At 57.6% G+C, this 13,383-nt stretch carries 12 protein-coding genes and 1 tRNA gene; 5 read left to right on the top strand and 8 right to left on the bottom strand.

Going from position 1 to position 13,383, the window contains the following annotated elements:
- Positions 1–74 precede the first annotated feature (74 nt).
- Both BQ8011_RS01820 and BQ8011_RS01815 read left to right on the top strand, forming a co-directional pair.
- Positions 75–1,460 (top strand): hypothetical protein, encoded by a 1,386-nt coding sequence (locus BQ8011_RS01820; RefSeq protein WP_072457007.1) that lies wholly within the window; start codon positions 75–77, stop codon positions 1,458–1,460.
- Positions 1,460–2,008 carry a hypothetical protein gene (locus tag BQ8011_RS01815; RefSeq protein ID WP_072457005.1) on the top strand — a complete coding sequence of 183 codons (549 nt, stop codon included), beginning with the start codon at positions 1,460–1,462 and terminating at the stop codon, positions 2,006–2,008. Before BQ8011_RS01820 ends, BQ8011_RS01815 begins: the two co-directional genes overlap by 1 nt.
- A gap of 17 nt (positions 2,009–2,025) precedes the next feature.
- On the opposite strand, the gene purB is transcribed toward BQ8011_RS01815, so the two are convergent.
- Positions 2,026–3,492 carry an adenylosuccinate lyase gene (gene purB / locus BQ8011_RS01810; RefSeq protein WP_072457003.1) on the bottom strand — a complete coding sequence of 489 codons (1,467 nt, stop codon included), beginning with the start codon at positions 3,490–3,492 and terminating at the stop codon, positions 2,026–2,028.
- Positions 3,493–3,642: 150 nt separating this feature from the next.
- Here purB and BQ8011_RS01805 point away from each other — a divergent pair, with 150 nt between their 5' ends.
- Together BQ8011_RS01805 and BQ8011_RS01800 are read left to right on the top strand one after the other, a co-directional pair.
- A complete protein-coding gene (locus BQ8011_RS01805) occupies positions 3,643–3,873 on the top strand; it encodes a hypothetical protein (RefSeq protein ID WP_072457001.1) in 231 nt (76 codons plus the stop codon).
- Entirely contained in the window at positions 3,870–5,486 is a 1,617-nt protein-coding gene (locus BQ8011_RS01800) for an alpha/beta hydrolase family protein (protein ID WP_072456999.1), read from the top strand. The genes BQ8011_RS01805 and BQ8011_RS01800 overlap by 4 nt, the downstream gene beginning before the upstream one ends.
- Before the next feature lie 32 nt (positions 5,487–5,518).
- On the opposite strand, the gene BQ8011_RS01795 is transcribed toward BQ8011_RS01800, so the two are convergent.
- Both BQ8011_RS01795 and BQ8011_RS01790 read right to left on the bottom strand, forming a co-directional pair.
- Positions 5,519–5,899, bottom strand: a complete 381-nt coding sequence (locus tag BQ8011_RS01795; RefSeq protein WP_072456997.1) for a phage holin family protein — start codon at positions 5,897–5,899, stop codon at positions 5,519–5,521.
- Positions 5,900–5,932: 33 nt separating this feature from the next.
- A complete protein-coding gene (locus tag BQ8011_RS01790; protein WP_231945338.1) occupies positions 5,933–6,730 on the bottom strand; it encodes a YwiC-like family protein in 798 nt (265 codons plus the stop codon).
- Positions 6,731–6,863: 133 nt separating this feature from the next.
- On the opposite strand from BQ8011_RS01790, the gene BQ8011_RS01785 reads away from it, so the two are divergent.
- On the top strand, positions 6,864–7,856 hold the full coding sequence (locus BQ8011_RS01785; RefSeq protein ID WP_034501061.1) for a bile acid:sodium symporter family protein: 993 nt from the start codon (positions 6,864–6,866) through the stop codon (positions 7,854–7,856).
- Positions 7,857–7,948: 92 nt separating this feature from the next.
- Here BQ8011_RS01785 and BQ8011_RS01780 read toward each other — a convergent pair whose 3' ends face one another.
- The 5 genes from BQ8011_RS01780 to BQ8011_RS01760 all read right to left on the bottom strand — a co-directional run bounded on the left by BQ8011_RS01780 (position 7,949) and on the right by BQ8011_RS01760 (position 13,369).
- Positions 7,949–9,145, bottom strand: coding sequence for a glutamate--cysteine ligase (locus BQ8011_RS01780; protein ID WP_034501063.1), 1,197 nt, complete (start codon positions 9,143–9,145; stop codon positions 7,949–7,951).
- A gap of 12 nt (positions 9,146–9,157) precedes the next feature.
- Entirely contained in the window at positions 9,158–9,922 is a 765-nt protein-coding gene (locus BQ8011_RS01775) for a glutamine amidotransferase-related protein (protein WP_034501066.1), read from the bottom strand.
- A 112-nt stretch (positions 9,923–10,034) separates the two neighbouring features.
- A tRNA-Pro gene (locus BQ8011_RS01770) sits at positions 10,035–10,108 on the bottom strand.
- Positions 10,109–10,216: 108 nt separating this feature from the next.
- Positions 10,217–11,194 carry a metallophosphoesterase gene (locus tag BQ8011_RS01765; protein WP_034501068.1) on the bottom strand — a complete coding sequence of 326 codons (978 nt, stop codon included), beginning with the start codon at positions 11,192–11,194 and terminating at the stop codon, positions 10,217–10,219.
- 3 nt (positions 11,195–11,197) lie between these two features.
- Positions 11,198–13,369 (bottom strand): transglycosylase domain-containing protein, encoded by a 2,172-nt coding sequence (locus BQ8011_RS01760; RefSeq protein ID WP_034501180.1) that lies wholly within the window; start codon positions 13,367–13,369, stop codon positions 11,198–11,200.
- Positions 13,370–13,383 lie beyond the last annotated feature (14 nt).

The raw sequence follows: 13,383 nt of genomic DNA, 5'->3' as shown, positions 1-13,383 counted from the left end.
AGTAGCATGACCTCAAACTGTCCCCACCTGCACCCATGCGGGGTTAGGCTATCGTGAAGGGATAGGAGGGATTCATGAAAACGCGACGCTATCGCAACTACTACGCACGCAGGCGTGCCCCGCACTCCCTCTCCTCTTTCTACCTGCGCGTGAAGCTGATCCCACTTGCCCCCAAGCTCCTTTCAGCGCTCGCGGTTGGTGCGGCCTCGGCAATGGGATTTCTTCCCACGGATATTCGCAGCCGTTTGCGCATGCAATCTGACCGTCTGGGTGAGGAAGTTTCGGAACAGTCTCAGTCGATCTTCTTCCGCGAACCCGGACTCGATGTTCTTTTCGTGCGCGTACTCGCATCGATCGCAGGAACAGCCGGTGCGATCGTTCATGCGGCAGCCGCATTCGATGCGATCGTGGGATGGGATCGCAGTGGGAAGCTTCAGCGTCTTGCCCAAGTGACGCCTCGAAATGGCTACGAAGCGCTGATGGCAGGGATGCTCATTGCGGGAACATCCCTGGGGCAAATGACGGGTGGAGCCGCTCACGCGGATAAGTACTTTGACTCTGAGATGGGGCCGGAGATCATCGAGTATCCCGGACATCCCACATCTTCGGCCCATCGCCTGTGGGCTCCGCGCTCTCTTCAGGATATGGCGGCAGATATTGATGACCTGTACTGGGCGGGAACGTACGGTCAATCGATCAAAATCACCAGGGTCGGCGAAGGTGAGCAGCGGCGCTGGTTAGTGTCGATTCCGGGAACGAACCACTTTGATACGCCATCGACCCCTAACCCCGCGGATATGGAAACCAATATCCGCGAAGCTTTGGGACTGAGCTCATCCATGCGAATGGGCATTATTCGCGCTCTTCACCAAGCAATGAGTGAAGACGGCATCGTTCCATCCGACTACGCAAACGAGCCCATCATCATCGTTGCCCACTCGCAGGGTGGCCTCATTGCAGTCAATCTGGGAAGTTTGCCCCCCGAAGATGTCGGGGTCAAGGTCCAGGGGATTTTGGGGCTTGGGTCGCCGGGGCACCGGGCATGTCTGCGTTCCGATGTCGTCATGGTGGATGTCGCACACGATCAAGATGTTGTCCCATCGACTGATGGAGCTGGCGCACGTATCCGCGATCAACGGGTCATGGTTGGACGAAACCTGACTCAGCCGCGGATACAACCCCTGTACTATGCACACTCCTCGTCGACCTACACCGAGACGGTTGGCCGCTTGGAACGCAGGTCAGAGGTCACGCGATGGGACCGCGTGGGACAGGCGATCCGCGCACTGCAAGAAATGCTGCCCCGTGATGGCGAGCCCACGCGCGTTCGTCTCTATGACATTTGGCAAGAACTCGATGACCCGCACGGAAGTGTCTGGGCCAGGGTGAATGTCCTTGACACCGCTCAATCGCAGGACACCGCAGCTGATGGTGACCACAATTCTCACGGGGGGAACTGATGGCGCAGAATCGTTCAATTGCGCGAATCCTTGGGATTGTCCAGCAAGGGGCAGAGCAGATTTCACTTCCTCGTATATCCAACCGACTCGGTCTTGCCGCCTTGGGTGTGGCAAGCCTCGGGGTGGGGGCGGCACTCACGCGCTTGCGTCCGACGGATCGAAGCGGGCGATCCGAACGTTTCCAAGCCTTGATCGAAGACGCGCTTGAACAAAGTACGCCGCAGTGGGTGTGTACAAGTTGCCAGGTTCAGGTCAACGAAGGTTTTGGGAAACCGACCATGGTGAGCTTTTCGATCAACATGGAAGAAAATCAGCCAATAGATGATGATCGCGTCGACTTTGCCCGGAAGCTCCTTGAGGCTGTGGTGCGCGCCGTGTGGAAGAACCCCGAAATTGCACCAATCGGCATCCAAGGACGCATGAGCGTCAATGGCGAAGACACAGTCGATATGCGGGACCTCGGCTACTCTGCGCTCCAGGTACGCCCCGAAGAACTCTTCGAACGACTCGGAGCCCCGGCTATCGACCGAGGATGGACACCCGCCTAAGGAAGCGGGAAGCGACTCTACTCGGCGCTGATCCACTCAACCATGTCTGGGGCATACCCGGTATAACTCGCGGGAGTGAGCTCCATCAGTCGGTCTTTCGCGTCCTGAGGAAGATCCAGCGATGAAACGAAATCGCGCAGGCGAGTGGCGTCGATATCGTGTCCGCGAGTGAGTTCCTTCATGCGCTCATAAGGGTTGTCCATCCCCTGACGTCCCTCAAGGGAAGCAAGACGCATCACCTGCTGAATGGCCTCGGAAATCACTTCCCAATGCTCATCGAGCTCGGCGGACATGATCTGGGCGTTCAACTCAATGCCCTCAAGGCCGCGGGTCAAATTATCGATTGCGACAAGAGAGTGGCCAAGGGCAACGCCGATATTACGCTGGGTTGACGAATCCGTGAGATCACGCTGAAGTCGCGAGGTCACCAGGGTTGCCGCAAGCGTTTCAAGAAGAGATGAGGCGATCTCAAAGTTAGCCTCAGCATTCTCGAAGCGAATCGGATTGACCTTGTGAGGCATCGTCGAAGAGCCCGTGGAACCCTGAGCACCCAACTTTTGGTGGAAGTAGCCCATGGAAATGTAGGTCCAGCAATCCGTTGCAAGGTTGTGGGCGATGCGACCAAAGCGCGAAATATCGCTGTAGAGTTCGCTTTGCCAGTCATGGGACTCGATCTGAGTTGTCAGCGGATTCCACGACAATCCCAGCCGTTCAACAAAGTCCTTCGTGAGCAGTGGCCACGGGACAGCGGGCAAGGCGACGCGGTGCGCTGCCCAGGTGCCCGTCGCACCGTTCATCTTCCCCAGGTACTCAGTGTCTTCGATGCGTGAAATTTGGCGGGAAAGTCGGTAGACGAAGACAGCCAATTCCTTGCCGATCGTGACCGGAGTCGCCGGCTGACCGTGTGTTCGCGCAAGCATGGGGATACCGGCGCCGGCCTCGGCACAATCAAGTAAGCGCGCGAGAAGTCCACGTGCGCGCGGCAACCAGACCTGGCGGACTGCGGCTTGAATGTTCAGCGCGTGTGCAAGGTTATTGATGTCTTCGGAGGTCGCGAAGATGTGAACCAGAGGACGCAGCTGGGGAAGGACCGTATCGGGACCAAGGAGGGAACGCGCTTCTTCAAGTCGATTGTCGATGTAGTACTCGACTGCTTTGACGTCGTGACGGGTTTCGGCTTCGATTTGGGCGAGTTCGGCAATGGAATCAGCGTTGAATTCCCGCGGAAGCGCGCGCAAGTAGTCGACCTCAGCGTCAGAGAGCAAGGGAGCGTGGGCAATGACCCCGCGGCGAAGTAGCTCAATCATCCACTCGATCTCAACATAGATGCGGGTGCGGTTGAGCGCGGCCTCGGAGAGGTACTGGGTCAGTTCCTGCGTGTGCTGGCGATAGCGGCCATCGAGGGGCGACAAAGCTTGGCCTGCTGCTGCCAAGTCTGCATATCCGGTCTCGGGTGAAAACATGGATTCCTGCTGCGATGTCATGTCTTAATCATCTCAGACCTGCGGCATCGTGCCATGCGGGCGCTCGCGTCAGAGGGAAGGTCTATCCACAGGGATGCACCGTCATCGGCGTTTTCCACAGATTTTTGGTGCGCTCTGTGGGGGCGGGGTAGGCAATTTTAGGCTGAGCTCATGTGGTTCATTGCGGTGTGCCAGTCACTGAAGGTGATTGAAGACAATTGCGTTGCGATCAGCGAAGAACTGCGTGCTCATTCTTTTGATTCGTGGACGGGGCAGGGAAGTGAAGGGGCGCGCGCAGAAATTGAGCAGATTCGCAATGACTGTCGGGTGTGGGCGGCGTTGGCAATCGAAGTGCGCGACCTAGCCGAAATTGAGAGCGCGGCAGCGGGGGCTCAGACATGAGTGGGCAGTGCGTGTCATGGATGGTGGTTTCTTCGGATACAACGCGCATCGATACTGAGGCGCTTGTCGATGATGTTCTATTCCTGCGAAGGATTCGCGAGGCCCTTGATAGTCAGCTCGATGCGGCGCATTCGCTCAATCAGGAGTTGTGTGCACATCAGTGTGGGGGCGCTTTGCAACGTCTGTGTGCTCTGGGTGCACAACTGAGCGAGCAGATTGGTAGTTGTGCGGACAGGCTTGCTTACGTTGCGTCCATCCATGCCGCTGCCGAGGCCGACGCCGCTTCCTACCAGAAAACCGTGCGCAGGCTGGGCGGCAGCATGGGAGAGCTTTCGTGGGCGGGAGGATTGACGGCATCGCGAAAGATCGCAGGTCTGGGCAAATACCTCAATCCTTATGCTCCTTTCCTCTTTGCGCCGCTTGGCGTCTTTCATGGGATAGGAACGATTAGCACCCATGGGTTGTCCTTTGTTTACCAGCCATCGGATGCGTTTTTGGGGTTACGTACACAAATGGATGTTGCTGAACTATCTCGGCTGGTCAATGGGACTTCATCGCGTTCGGACGTTGAGGTTACTCGAGATGCTGCTGCACAGATGTCAACGCTGTATGCAGCAATGGGATGGTTGATGTTTGGTCGGCACTCGGGGGTGAGGATTTCAGCGCAGAACCTTCCCGATGACGCGCCGTCTGGGCCGACAAGCCAAGTACTCTTGGGAGTTGCGCAGGGAGGGCGCCCGACGGAATATTGCGGTTCTTTCGGCGCGGTCGTCTATGCGGTTAACGCTGTAGCAGCTTATCCACCGCATACTGCCTCTCCTCAATCGCAGGTTTCGCGTCCCCAGGCGGGTTCCAAGCTGGAGAAGGTCGAAACCCCGTTGAAGGCTTCGGAGGCGTTGGAACGTATCGGGCAACTTCGCTCCAGTGCAGACGAGGGGCAAATTGAAATTCTTCAGCACGTGACGGTAGACAGTGATGGAAGGGAGCATCGAGCGTGGTCGGTCATGATCAGGGGGACGCAAAAGTGGGGGCCGGGCGAAGATAATCCCCAAGATATGCTGACGAATCTTCAAGCAGTTGGGCAATCGAATTCCGATCAGCTCAGGGCAGTAAAAACTTCTATGGATATGGCGGGGATCAAGTCCGATGAGCCCGTTGAGTTTGTGGGTCACTCTCAAGGTGGGATTATTGCCGCACAGTTGGCCGCAGATCCGCAGGTGCGCTCGCACTACCGCGTTGCCTCGGTGCTGACCGCAGGGTCACCGGTCGCGGGATTCCATCCCGACTCAAGTGTTCCCATGCTGAATATGGAAAACACGCGTGACATTGTCCCCGCACTTGACGGTGGAGCGAATGCGAATCGCGGCCACGCATTGACCCTGCATTTTGACAGTGAGCACTTAGAGAGGAAACAAGGGCAGGACAATCCCATTGCCGCTCACGATATTGCGACCTACACCGAAGCAATTCGAGAGTGCGAATCGGTGGACGCGAGCCGCTATCGCAATATCGAGGACGTGCTTCACTGGGAAGAGGAAAGAAGAACTCGGCTGGGTATCACCGAGGCGACGCGCACGCGTTCCTACATTTTTGATACCCGCCGAGTTTCTTAAGAAGTGGCTCGAGGCCAGACGGCACTGGTGAATTACTTCTTCTTAGCGCCCGTGAGTCCTCCAAAAAGCGAGGAGACAACAGCGGTAATGATGGCACCAATGACGGCCGCGCCAAGGCCGGAAACGGAGAAGGGCAGGCCCATGGAGTCTGCAATCGAACCCGCCACCAGGAAGCCAATGCCGTTTGTGATCAGGGCGAAAAGGCCGAAGGTGAGGATGTAGAGCGGGAAGGTAAGAATCTGAATGAGAGGTCGAACAATGGAGTTTACGACGGTGAATACCAGTGCAATCAAACCCAAGATGACGACGGTTTCCGTTAGGGATGTACCGCGCGCAATGGTAATTCCCGGGACAAGAGCAGCTGAGACCCATAGGCCCAGCGCCGTTCCAATGAGACGCAGAATAAAGTTCATACGCCCCATTATCGCCGATCGGGTAATAGTCGACTAGGCGACGATTGCCAGGACCGCCGAGAAGAGACAGGCACAGGAGACGTATTCCCCAAGACCGATGATCAGGGGAGGGATCTTGAGGTGCTTGATCTTACGCAGTGCGGGGATAAGGATCGCGCGCAGGGCGATCACGACGAAAGCCAGAAGTACTCCGCCGGGAAGAACATGCATGAGCACTCCGATCAGGCATGCGACCACAAGTGCCAAGTGCCAGGCAACGGAGACGATATACACCGATGGCTTATTTGCCCCGCGGATGAGGGAGCGGACGTAGACGATAGACCCCAGCATGTAGGCGGCGACGGCTACCGCTGCGCACCACAGTTTGTACTGCGAATAGCTCTCTGAGGTAATCCAGATCGACAGGGGGAGGGTGCACGAACTCGCAAGAACGCTCGACACATGGGAGGCAATGGAGCGGCGGCGCTTGCGGAAGGCCTCGTAAGTCGCAACTGCGCAAAAAAGGGTGATGGGAATGATGATCCGTGCGATGGCATGCGGGCGCATGACAATAATCGGAACCCCGCACACGACAGCTATGCTCGCCCAGGTGAGGAAAGCCGGAAGGTAGGTGCGGCGGCGCTTGGGAGAGGCTGACCAGTACAGGCTCAGAGCATGGAAGCTGCAATAGGCGGCGGTCCAGGCTGCAAGGAGCAGGAATTGAATGGGCTGGGGATGGACAGTGCATATTCCGACAGCGATCGGAAGAATGGTCATGACCCAGGCGCCGTGTTCGTTTGAGAGCCACCCGTGCCGGACCAAGCTTCGCATCTTCGAGCCACGTTGATTCATGGGCAACAGTGTAGTGGGCCTATTCACTTAGGGAAACCTAAGAAATACGCGGAAAATGTGCCCGCGCTCACCGATATCCCATGCTCTGAGATGAAATTTTCGCGAACTGAATTCTCGGCGCAATGTTATAGGTATGTCAACAAACGATACACGCGAAGAAACCGTCCCATCCTCGGTTGCCGCCAAGCCCGAGCTTTCTCAAGAAGATCGTTCTGCCCGCATTGCGGTTACCGTATTTCCGCTCATCATTATTGCGGCATTCGCTCTGGGTCTGATTTTCCCGACCCATGCAGCAAAGCTCGCCTCGGGTGTGAACATCGGCCTGGGCATCATCATGTTCGGCATGGGCTTGACCCTGACCCTTCCCGACTTTGCCCTTGTCGTGAAGCGCCCCCTGCCCGTCATCGTCGGTGTTATCGCGCAGTATGTGATCATGCCTGGAGTTGCCTTTCTTCTGGCCAAGCTGCTCCACCTCGATCCGGCAATTGCAGCCGGCGTCATCTTGGTCGGTTGTGCCCCGGGTGGCACTGCCTCGAATGTCATCTCTTACTTGGCTAAGGGTGACGTTGCACTCTCGGTGACCATGACCTCGATTTCCACTCTTCTGGCGCCCTTCATGACCCCCCTTCTCACCAAGTGGCTGGCCGGTCAGTACATGCCCGTTGATGCAAAGAGCATGGCGCTCGCAATCGTTCAGATCGTTCTGATCCCCGTCGTCGCAGGCATCGTCGTCCGTATGCTTGCCGGTCGCTACGTTGAAAAGATCCTCCCGGCTCTTCCCTGGATCTCGGTCCTTGGCATCTCCTACGTGCTGGCAGCAGTCGTTGGCAAGTCCGCCGACAAGATCATGGAATCCGCACTCATCGTCTTCGTCGTGGTCATCCTCCACAACCTGCTGGGCTACTTCTTCGGATACTTCGCAGGCCGTATCTCGGGCGGCGATTACCGTGCAGCTCGTACGACCGCAATCGAAGTTGGTATGCAGAACTCGGGTCTGGCAGCCGGCTTGGCAACGAAGTACTTCAGCCCCGAGGCCGCGCTTCCCGGCGCAGTCTTCTCGGTTTGGCACAACCTTTCCGGTGCACTCTTGGCCATGTTCTTCCGCCGTTTCGGCAAGCAGGGCTGACCTAGATCTCACCAATAGTCCCGCTCTTTGCGGGCACGAAAAAGTGGGCGACGCGCGCGAAATGCTGCGTCGCCCACTTTCATTGTCTGCGTTTACTTCCGGTTTCCCGGACGAGGCGAACGTGCCCCTTCCGTCGTGGTCCCAGCAGTCACCTGCGGGGCGAGCGGGCGTCCAGCTGCGGTCTCAGCGCGCAAGTGAGCGACGACGGCCTCGAGACTGCCAGAGCCATCGGCGACCGCTTTCTGGCGCTGGTAACCCACGCCGACACTGCGCAGCGTGTGGATGAAGTCGAGTTCTTCTTGGCACTGAAGATCGTCAGCGATGGGCTCCAGTTCGCGCACGGTCTCATCAAGAAGATCGTCAATATGCCGTTCGTTGCCGTGGATGTCTTCGATGAGGACGGCATCCATTCCATATCGCGCCGCGCGCCACTTGTTTTCCGCGAGGAACCACGGCGATGTCCTCGGCAGTTCTTCGCCGCGGTCCAGGATGCGTGAGCCATATTCGACGAGGCAGTGGATCAGTGCAGTGATCGCGCCAATTTCGGCGACATTGGAGGCAGAGTCGCATACGCGAACCTCGAGGGTCCCAAGCCTGGGCGAGGGGCGAATATCCCAGCGGATCTCATCGAACTTTGAGATGATTCCGGTCTTCTTCATGTCCTGGGTATAGCCCTCAAGCTCTTCCCACCTGGTGAAGAGCTGCGGAACTCCAGCGGTAGGCAGCTGCTGGAAGACCATCGCGCGGTTGTCGCAGTACCCCGTGTCCGTGCTTGCCCAGTAGGGCGACGAGGCCGAGAGTGCTTGGAGCCTGCCAAGGTGGGTTGCGAGGAACCCAAGCAGTGGAAGAACCTTTGAGCGGTCCTCGATCCCAACGTGGACGTGGGTGCCGAAGAGCAGCATTTGGCGACCCCAAAACTGCGTGCGATTCACGAGTTCTGCATAGCGCTCAGAGTCGGAAACACGCTGATGGGCGGGATTTGCAAAGGGATGCGAACCTGCGCCGGTCAGGTCCACGCGAAGCGCAGACGTCACGGGGCGTAAGAGATCGAGTCCCTCATTGAGATCTGCAATCGCGTCCCTCACTCGGGTTTGTTTGCGCGAGACCAACTCGATCGTGTTTCGCAGCATCTCACCGTGGATGAGAGTGTCGTCGGGATAGCGGGCCGAAATCTCACTGAGGATGGCTCCCGCACACTGGCGTAGATCTTCTGAATCGACATCGATCAGCTGGAGTTCCCATTCCACGCCCAAAGTTGAACGCTCGGACTGAGCAAAAGAAATGGCCATAGCTCCCCCTCGTCAGGCTCGCTTGTAACGGTGGATAAACGATGCCAAAAGGTCGTGGGCGGGTTGTGTATCTGCCGCATCGCAGCGCGCGATAACGGCAGGCTTTTCTTCCGCAGGATAGTAGGTGTCCCCGTAGGTATCAATGCGAAGATGCATGCCTTCACGCGTAATTTCAGGATGGAATTGAGTGCCGTAGATATTGTGGCCCCAACGCAAGATCTGAACGTGGCAACGTGAGCCCGTTGCCAAGAGCTCGGCGCCGGTGGGAATGGCGCCGATGGCATCCGCATGCCCGGTATATGCGTAGAAGCTTGGGGGAAGAGCCCCGGTGAGCGGATCTACGCGCCCGGCCTCGGTCAAAGTGATCTCAGGAGCTTGGAGATCTTCGGAGAACCCCTGAACAAGGGGAGCCCCGGAAGCTCGTGCAAGGGATTGGATGCCGAAGCAAATTCCAAAGGTCGGGAAATCACGCTTGAGGAGGACGGCGGCAAGAGCATCAATTCGTTCTTCTACGCGCAGGTGTTCGTCAGTCTTCTTCTCGTGCGGGTGCTCGAATCCGAAGGGAGAACCCGTGATGATTACGCCCGAGTACTGCTCAAGGTCAATGTCGCTCACCGGGTGAGGTGATGCCTCATCGACAAGGGGAAGAGCGTGAAGATCACGGTCGTCAAGACTGCCGATAGCCTTCATCGAGGCCAGTTCATCGCGCGCAAGAATGCCATCTGGACGGCAGACGGCCACCAGGAAGGGGCGGTGAGCTGGTTGAGAAGCGTTCATAGCGCCACGCTATCAGGGCAAGTGCTCGGCGTGCGCGGACAACGAAGAAGTTGGGACTGTGTAAACGGGTAAGAAAAAACCCGCAGCATCAAAAGATACTGCGGGAATCACGTCGGGGTGGCGGGATTTGAACCCACGGCCTCTTCGTCCCGAACGAAGCGCGCTACCAAGCTGCGCCACACCCCGTGACCGTATGAGTATAGCCGCCTGAAGCTACTGCGCCAAATTCACATGCGCGGCGCGCGCCAAAAAGGGCACAATCACCGTGATTCAGCGGAGAGAAAGCTCTACTAATCAGTCGTGAATCGTCAGAATTGATACTTCGGGGCGCGTCGCAATCCGAACCTTGGCGTAGGGAGAGGTTCCAAGGCCAGCCGAAACATGCAACCACGAGCACTCATTCACTCCGGTTTCCCACACGTGCAATCCCTTGCCGAACTCGCGGGGAAGATCGCAATTCGTCACCAGCGAGGTCACGCCCGGAAGACCAATCTGGCCACCGTGTGTGTGCCCAGCGAGAATCAATTCGGTTCCCAAGTGAGTCATCGAATCGAGGATGCGCGTGTAGGGCGCATGAGTGACACCGATACGAATGGCATCGGGGCTGAGCCAACGCTGCGAGAGGCCATTGATGGAATCACGATTAATATGCGGATCGTCAACACCAAGGAGGGCAAGGGGCGCGGGAAGCACCATGGGGAGGTCAGGCTCGGCGATCCTTTCGTTTTCCGCCTGAAGATACGCCGAGGCGTTCGAGAGGTCCGCCCACCCCATCGAGCGCAGGTGCGCAGCCAGTTCCGTCCACGGCAAGTCCACCGCGCGGTCCACCTTCGCCGATCCCCGAGGCCTGAGGTAGCGCGTCCAGCTCTTGCGCTTGGGGGAGTAGTAGTCATTTGAGCCGAAAACGAAGGCGCCGGGGAAGTCGGCAAAAATCTCATGTGCCTGAATAACCGCGCCAAGAGCATCGGGGCTTCCGAAGTTATCCCCGGTTGAAATGACGTAATCGAATTCCTCGGTATCGCGAACTTGCTGAAGGAAATCGATGAGGAATTCCTGGCCGGGGAAGAGGTGAAGATCCGAAAAGTGAAGCACCTTCGCCATGCGGGTCTGAGAACGCAGCATGGGGGTCGATAGTGCAGATAAAGGAACGTCGAAGTGACGGACTATGGGACGGCGTCGCTCGACGCTCCCCCAGGCGAGAGCAGCAGTACCGCCCAAAGCAAGGGCAGCTACGCCTCGGAAGGCGCTAGTGGCGAGGCGACGCGTACTCATCGGTCAGTCATCCCCTTCATCGTCATCATCCCCAGGCCCGTTTCCTTCTCCCTGGTTCTGGGGAGCAGCGGGCGTGGCGCTGGGAGTAGGTGCTTGAGTTGCCCGCGTGACCGCCTGAGGCGCGCCAATGTTTGCATTGGGCATGGGCTTGTTGGGTGTTCCCTCTAGAGCCGTGCTCATGTACGGCGCCCAAATGTTTTGACCAACGAAGGTTTCACCGAAGATTTGCGAGTAGTAGCGTCCGTTAATGCGAACGTTTTGAACCGGGGTCGTCGAGGCGTTGCCGTGGCCAACCCACGCCGCGGTGGTGAGCTCGGCGGTCGATCCGGTCAGCCAGGTGTTCGCCGAATAGTCGGTCGTACCAGACTTAGCGGCGAATTGGCGACCACCCGACAGTCGCGTAGCTGTGTAGTACTGGCTTGCCGACTTCGTCAGGGTTGTTGCGACCTTTTGGGCGACCTGGGAATCGATGACCTGCTTGCAGTTCGCAGAACCTTCCTTAAGAACGTTCTCTTGGCGGTCAGTGACCTTCGCGATCGAATAGGGCTGGCACATCTTGCCATCGTTGATGAAGGTCGCGAAAGCACGAGCCATGTTCAGCGGCGAAGCAGAAGCAGAACCCAAGATGTTACCGGGAACGGCCAAGATCGGTTCGCCGTTTCCGTCATCAATACCCATATCGGCCGCTACCTGGAAGATATTGCAGAAGTTGAGCTTGGAGGCCATGTTGACGAAGGAGTGGTTCACCGAAAGGCCGGTTGCGCCGATGACATTGAAAGCACCGTCCTTGCCCGCCAAGTCGACGACGTTCCAGCTTTCAGTGTGGACGGGCTCGCCATCACACTTAAATGACCCATTGGGGAAGTTCGTCCGCCCATCGATGGTTTCGTAGCCGGATCGACCTTCCTTGTACCATTCGGCCAAGACGAAGACCTTGAAGGTTGATCCAACCTGGAAGGAACCATCAGCCGCGTAGTTCGACATGGTTTCGTCTTCACCCACGCCATACACGGTGTTCTGCGCCATGGCGACAACTTCGCCTGTCTGGGGGACTAGAGAGACCAAGGCATCGTCCAAACCAGAAGCATCGTTGGATGGAATGGTCTTCGTCAAGGATTCATAGGCCGCGTGCTGCTTCTTGGGATCCAAGGTCGTGCGGATGGTCAGACCGCCGGTCTTGAGCAGGCGCTCACGTTCAATAGAGGTCTTCCCAAAGGCTTCATCGGCGAGGAATTGGCGCACGGCATAGGAACAGAAGTAGGCGTTCTCATCCCCTGCCCCCGAGCAGCCTTCACGGATCTGCGTGGGGTGAAGCATGTCGGAGACACTGACGGCCTTTGCTTCTGCTTCTTCTTGTTCGGTGATGATGCCCTGGTCAGCCATCACGGAAAGCACGGTATCGCGGCGTTCTTGCGCGGCCTCGGGATGCTGAAGGGGGTTGTACTGCACCGGGGACTGCACGAGGCCGGCGAGGAGGGCGGCCTCGCCAGTGGAAAGTTCGCTTGCGGACTTGGAGAAGTAAAGCTTGGAGGCGGCTTCGACACCGTAGGTGATGGGGCCGAAGGGAGCGATGTTCAAGTAGCCAGTGAGGATTTGATCCTTGTCCATCTGCTTTTCGACGGCGAGGGCGTACTTGATTTCGCGAAGCTTACGTTCAGTGGTTTGCTCGGTTGCGGCCTCGACTTGGTCGGCATCGCCTTCCATATAGCCCTTTTCAGCCAAAGCATTACGCACGTACTGCTGGGTAATGGTCGATGCGCCTTGCTTACCGCCATCATCACCGAGGTTATTGACCATTGCGCGGGCAATACCCGTGGGGTCAACACCGTGGTGTTCGAAGAAGCGTCGGTCTTCAATGGCGACGATTGCCTTCTTCATGACGGGTGCGATTTTGTCCGAGGGGATAACAATGCGCTGCTTATCGTAGAAACGGGCAATCACTTGGCCGTTCGTATCGAGCATCGTGGACTCGGTCGCGGGGGAGACGACTTGGATGTCGGTTGGGATCTCATCGAAGATCTCCATCCCCGCCTTCGCTGTGATTGCACCGGTTCCGACGGCCGGCACTAAGACGCCAGCACTGACCACGCCGATAAGTGCGGATGCGGCCAAGAATGACAGCAAAAGCGCCACCAGCTGTGCGGGTCGAACGAAGCGTGTATGCGACTGAGCCATAGGTACAGGATACG

Source organism: Actinomyces marseillensis, from assembly GCF_900155605.1.
In the GTDB taxonomy this organism is placed as follows: Bacteria; Actinomycetota; Actinomycetes; order Actinomycetales; family Actinomycetaceae; genus Pauljensenia; species Pauljensenia marseillensis.
Note: the sequence above shows the minus strand (reverse complement) of the source record. Positions and strands in the feature narration are given on the sequence as shown.

Excerpts from the sequence above, each read along its gene's own strand:
- BQ8011_RS01820 (WP_072457007.1), top strand. The coding sequence starts at position 75 with ATGAAAACGCGACGCTATCGCAACTACTACGCACGCAGGCGTGCCCCG.
- BQ8011_RS01815 (WP_072457005.1), top strand. The coding sequence starts at position 1,460 with ATGGCGCAGAATCGTTCAATTGCGCGAATCCTTGGGATTGTCCAGCAA.
- purB (WP_072457003.1), bottom strand. The coding sequence starts at position 3,492 with ATGACATCGCAGCAGGAATCCATGTTTTCACCCGAGACCGGATATGCA.
- BQ8011_RS01805 (WP_072457001.1), top strand. The coding sequence starts at position 3,643 with ATGTGGTTCATTGCGGTGTGCCAGTCACTGAAGGTGATTGAAGACAAT.
- BQ8011_RS01800 (WP_072456999.1), top strand. The coding sequence starts at position 3,870 with ATGAGTGGGCAGTGCGTGTCATGGATGGTGGTTTCTTCGGATACAACG.
- BQ8011_RS01795 (WP_072456997.1), bottom strand. The coding sequence starts at position 5,899 with ATGAACTTTATTCTGCGTCTCATTGGAACGGCGCTGGGCCTATGGGTC.
- BQ8011_RS01790 (WP_231945338.1), bottom strand. The coding sequence starts at position 6,730 with ATGAATCAACGTGGCTCGAAGATGCGAAGCTTGGTCCGGCACGGGTGG.
- BQ8011_RS01785 (WP_034501061.1), top strand. The coding sequence starts at position 6,864 with ATGTCAACAAACGATACACGCGAAGAAACCGTCCCATCCTCGGTTGCC.
- BQ8011_RS01780 (WP_034501063.1), bottom strand. The coding sequence starts at position 9,145 with ATGGCCATTTCTTTTGCTCAGTCCGAGCGTTCAACTTTGGGCGTGGAA.
- BQ8011_RS01775 (WP_034501066.1), bottom strand. The coding sequence starts at position 9,922 with ATGAACGCTTCTCAACCAGCTCACCGCCCCTTCCTGGTGGCCGTCTGC.
- BQ8011_RS01765 (WP_034501068.1), bottom strand. The coding sequence starts at position 11,194 with ATGAGTACGCGTCGCCTCGCCACTAGCGCCTTCCGAGGCGTAGCTGCC.
- BQ8011_RS01760 (WP_034501180.1), bottom strand. The coding sequence starts at position 13,369 with ATGGCTCAGTCGCATACACGCTTCGTTCGACCCGCACAGCTGGTGGCG.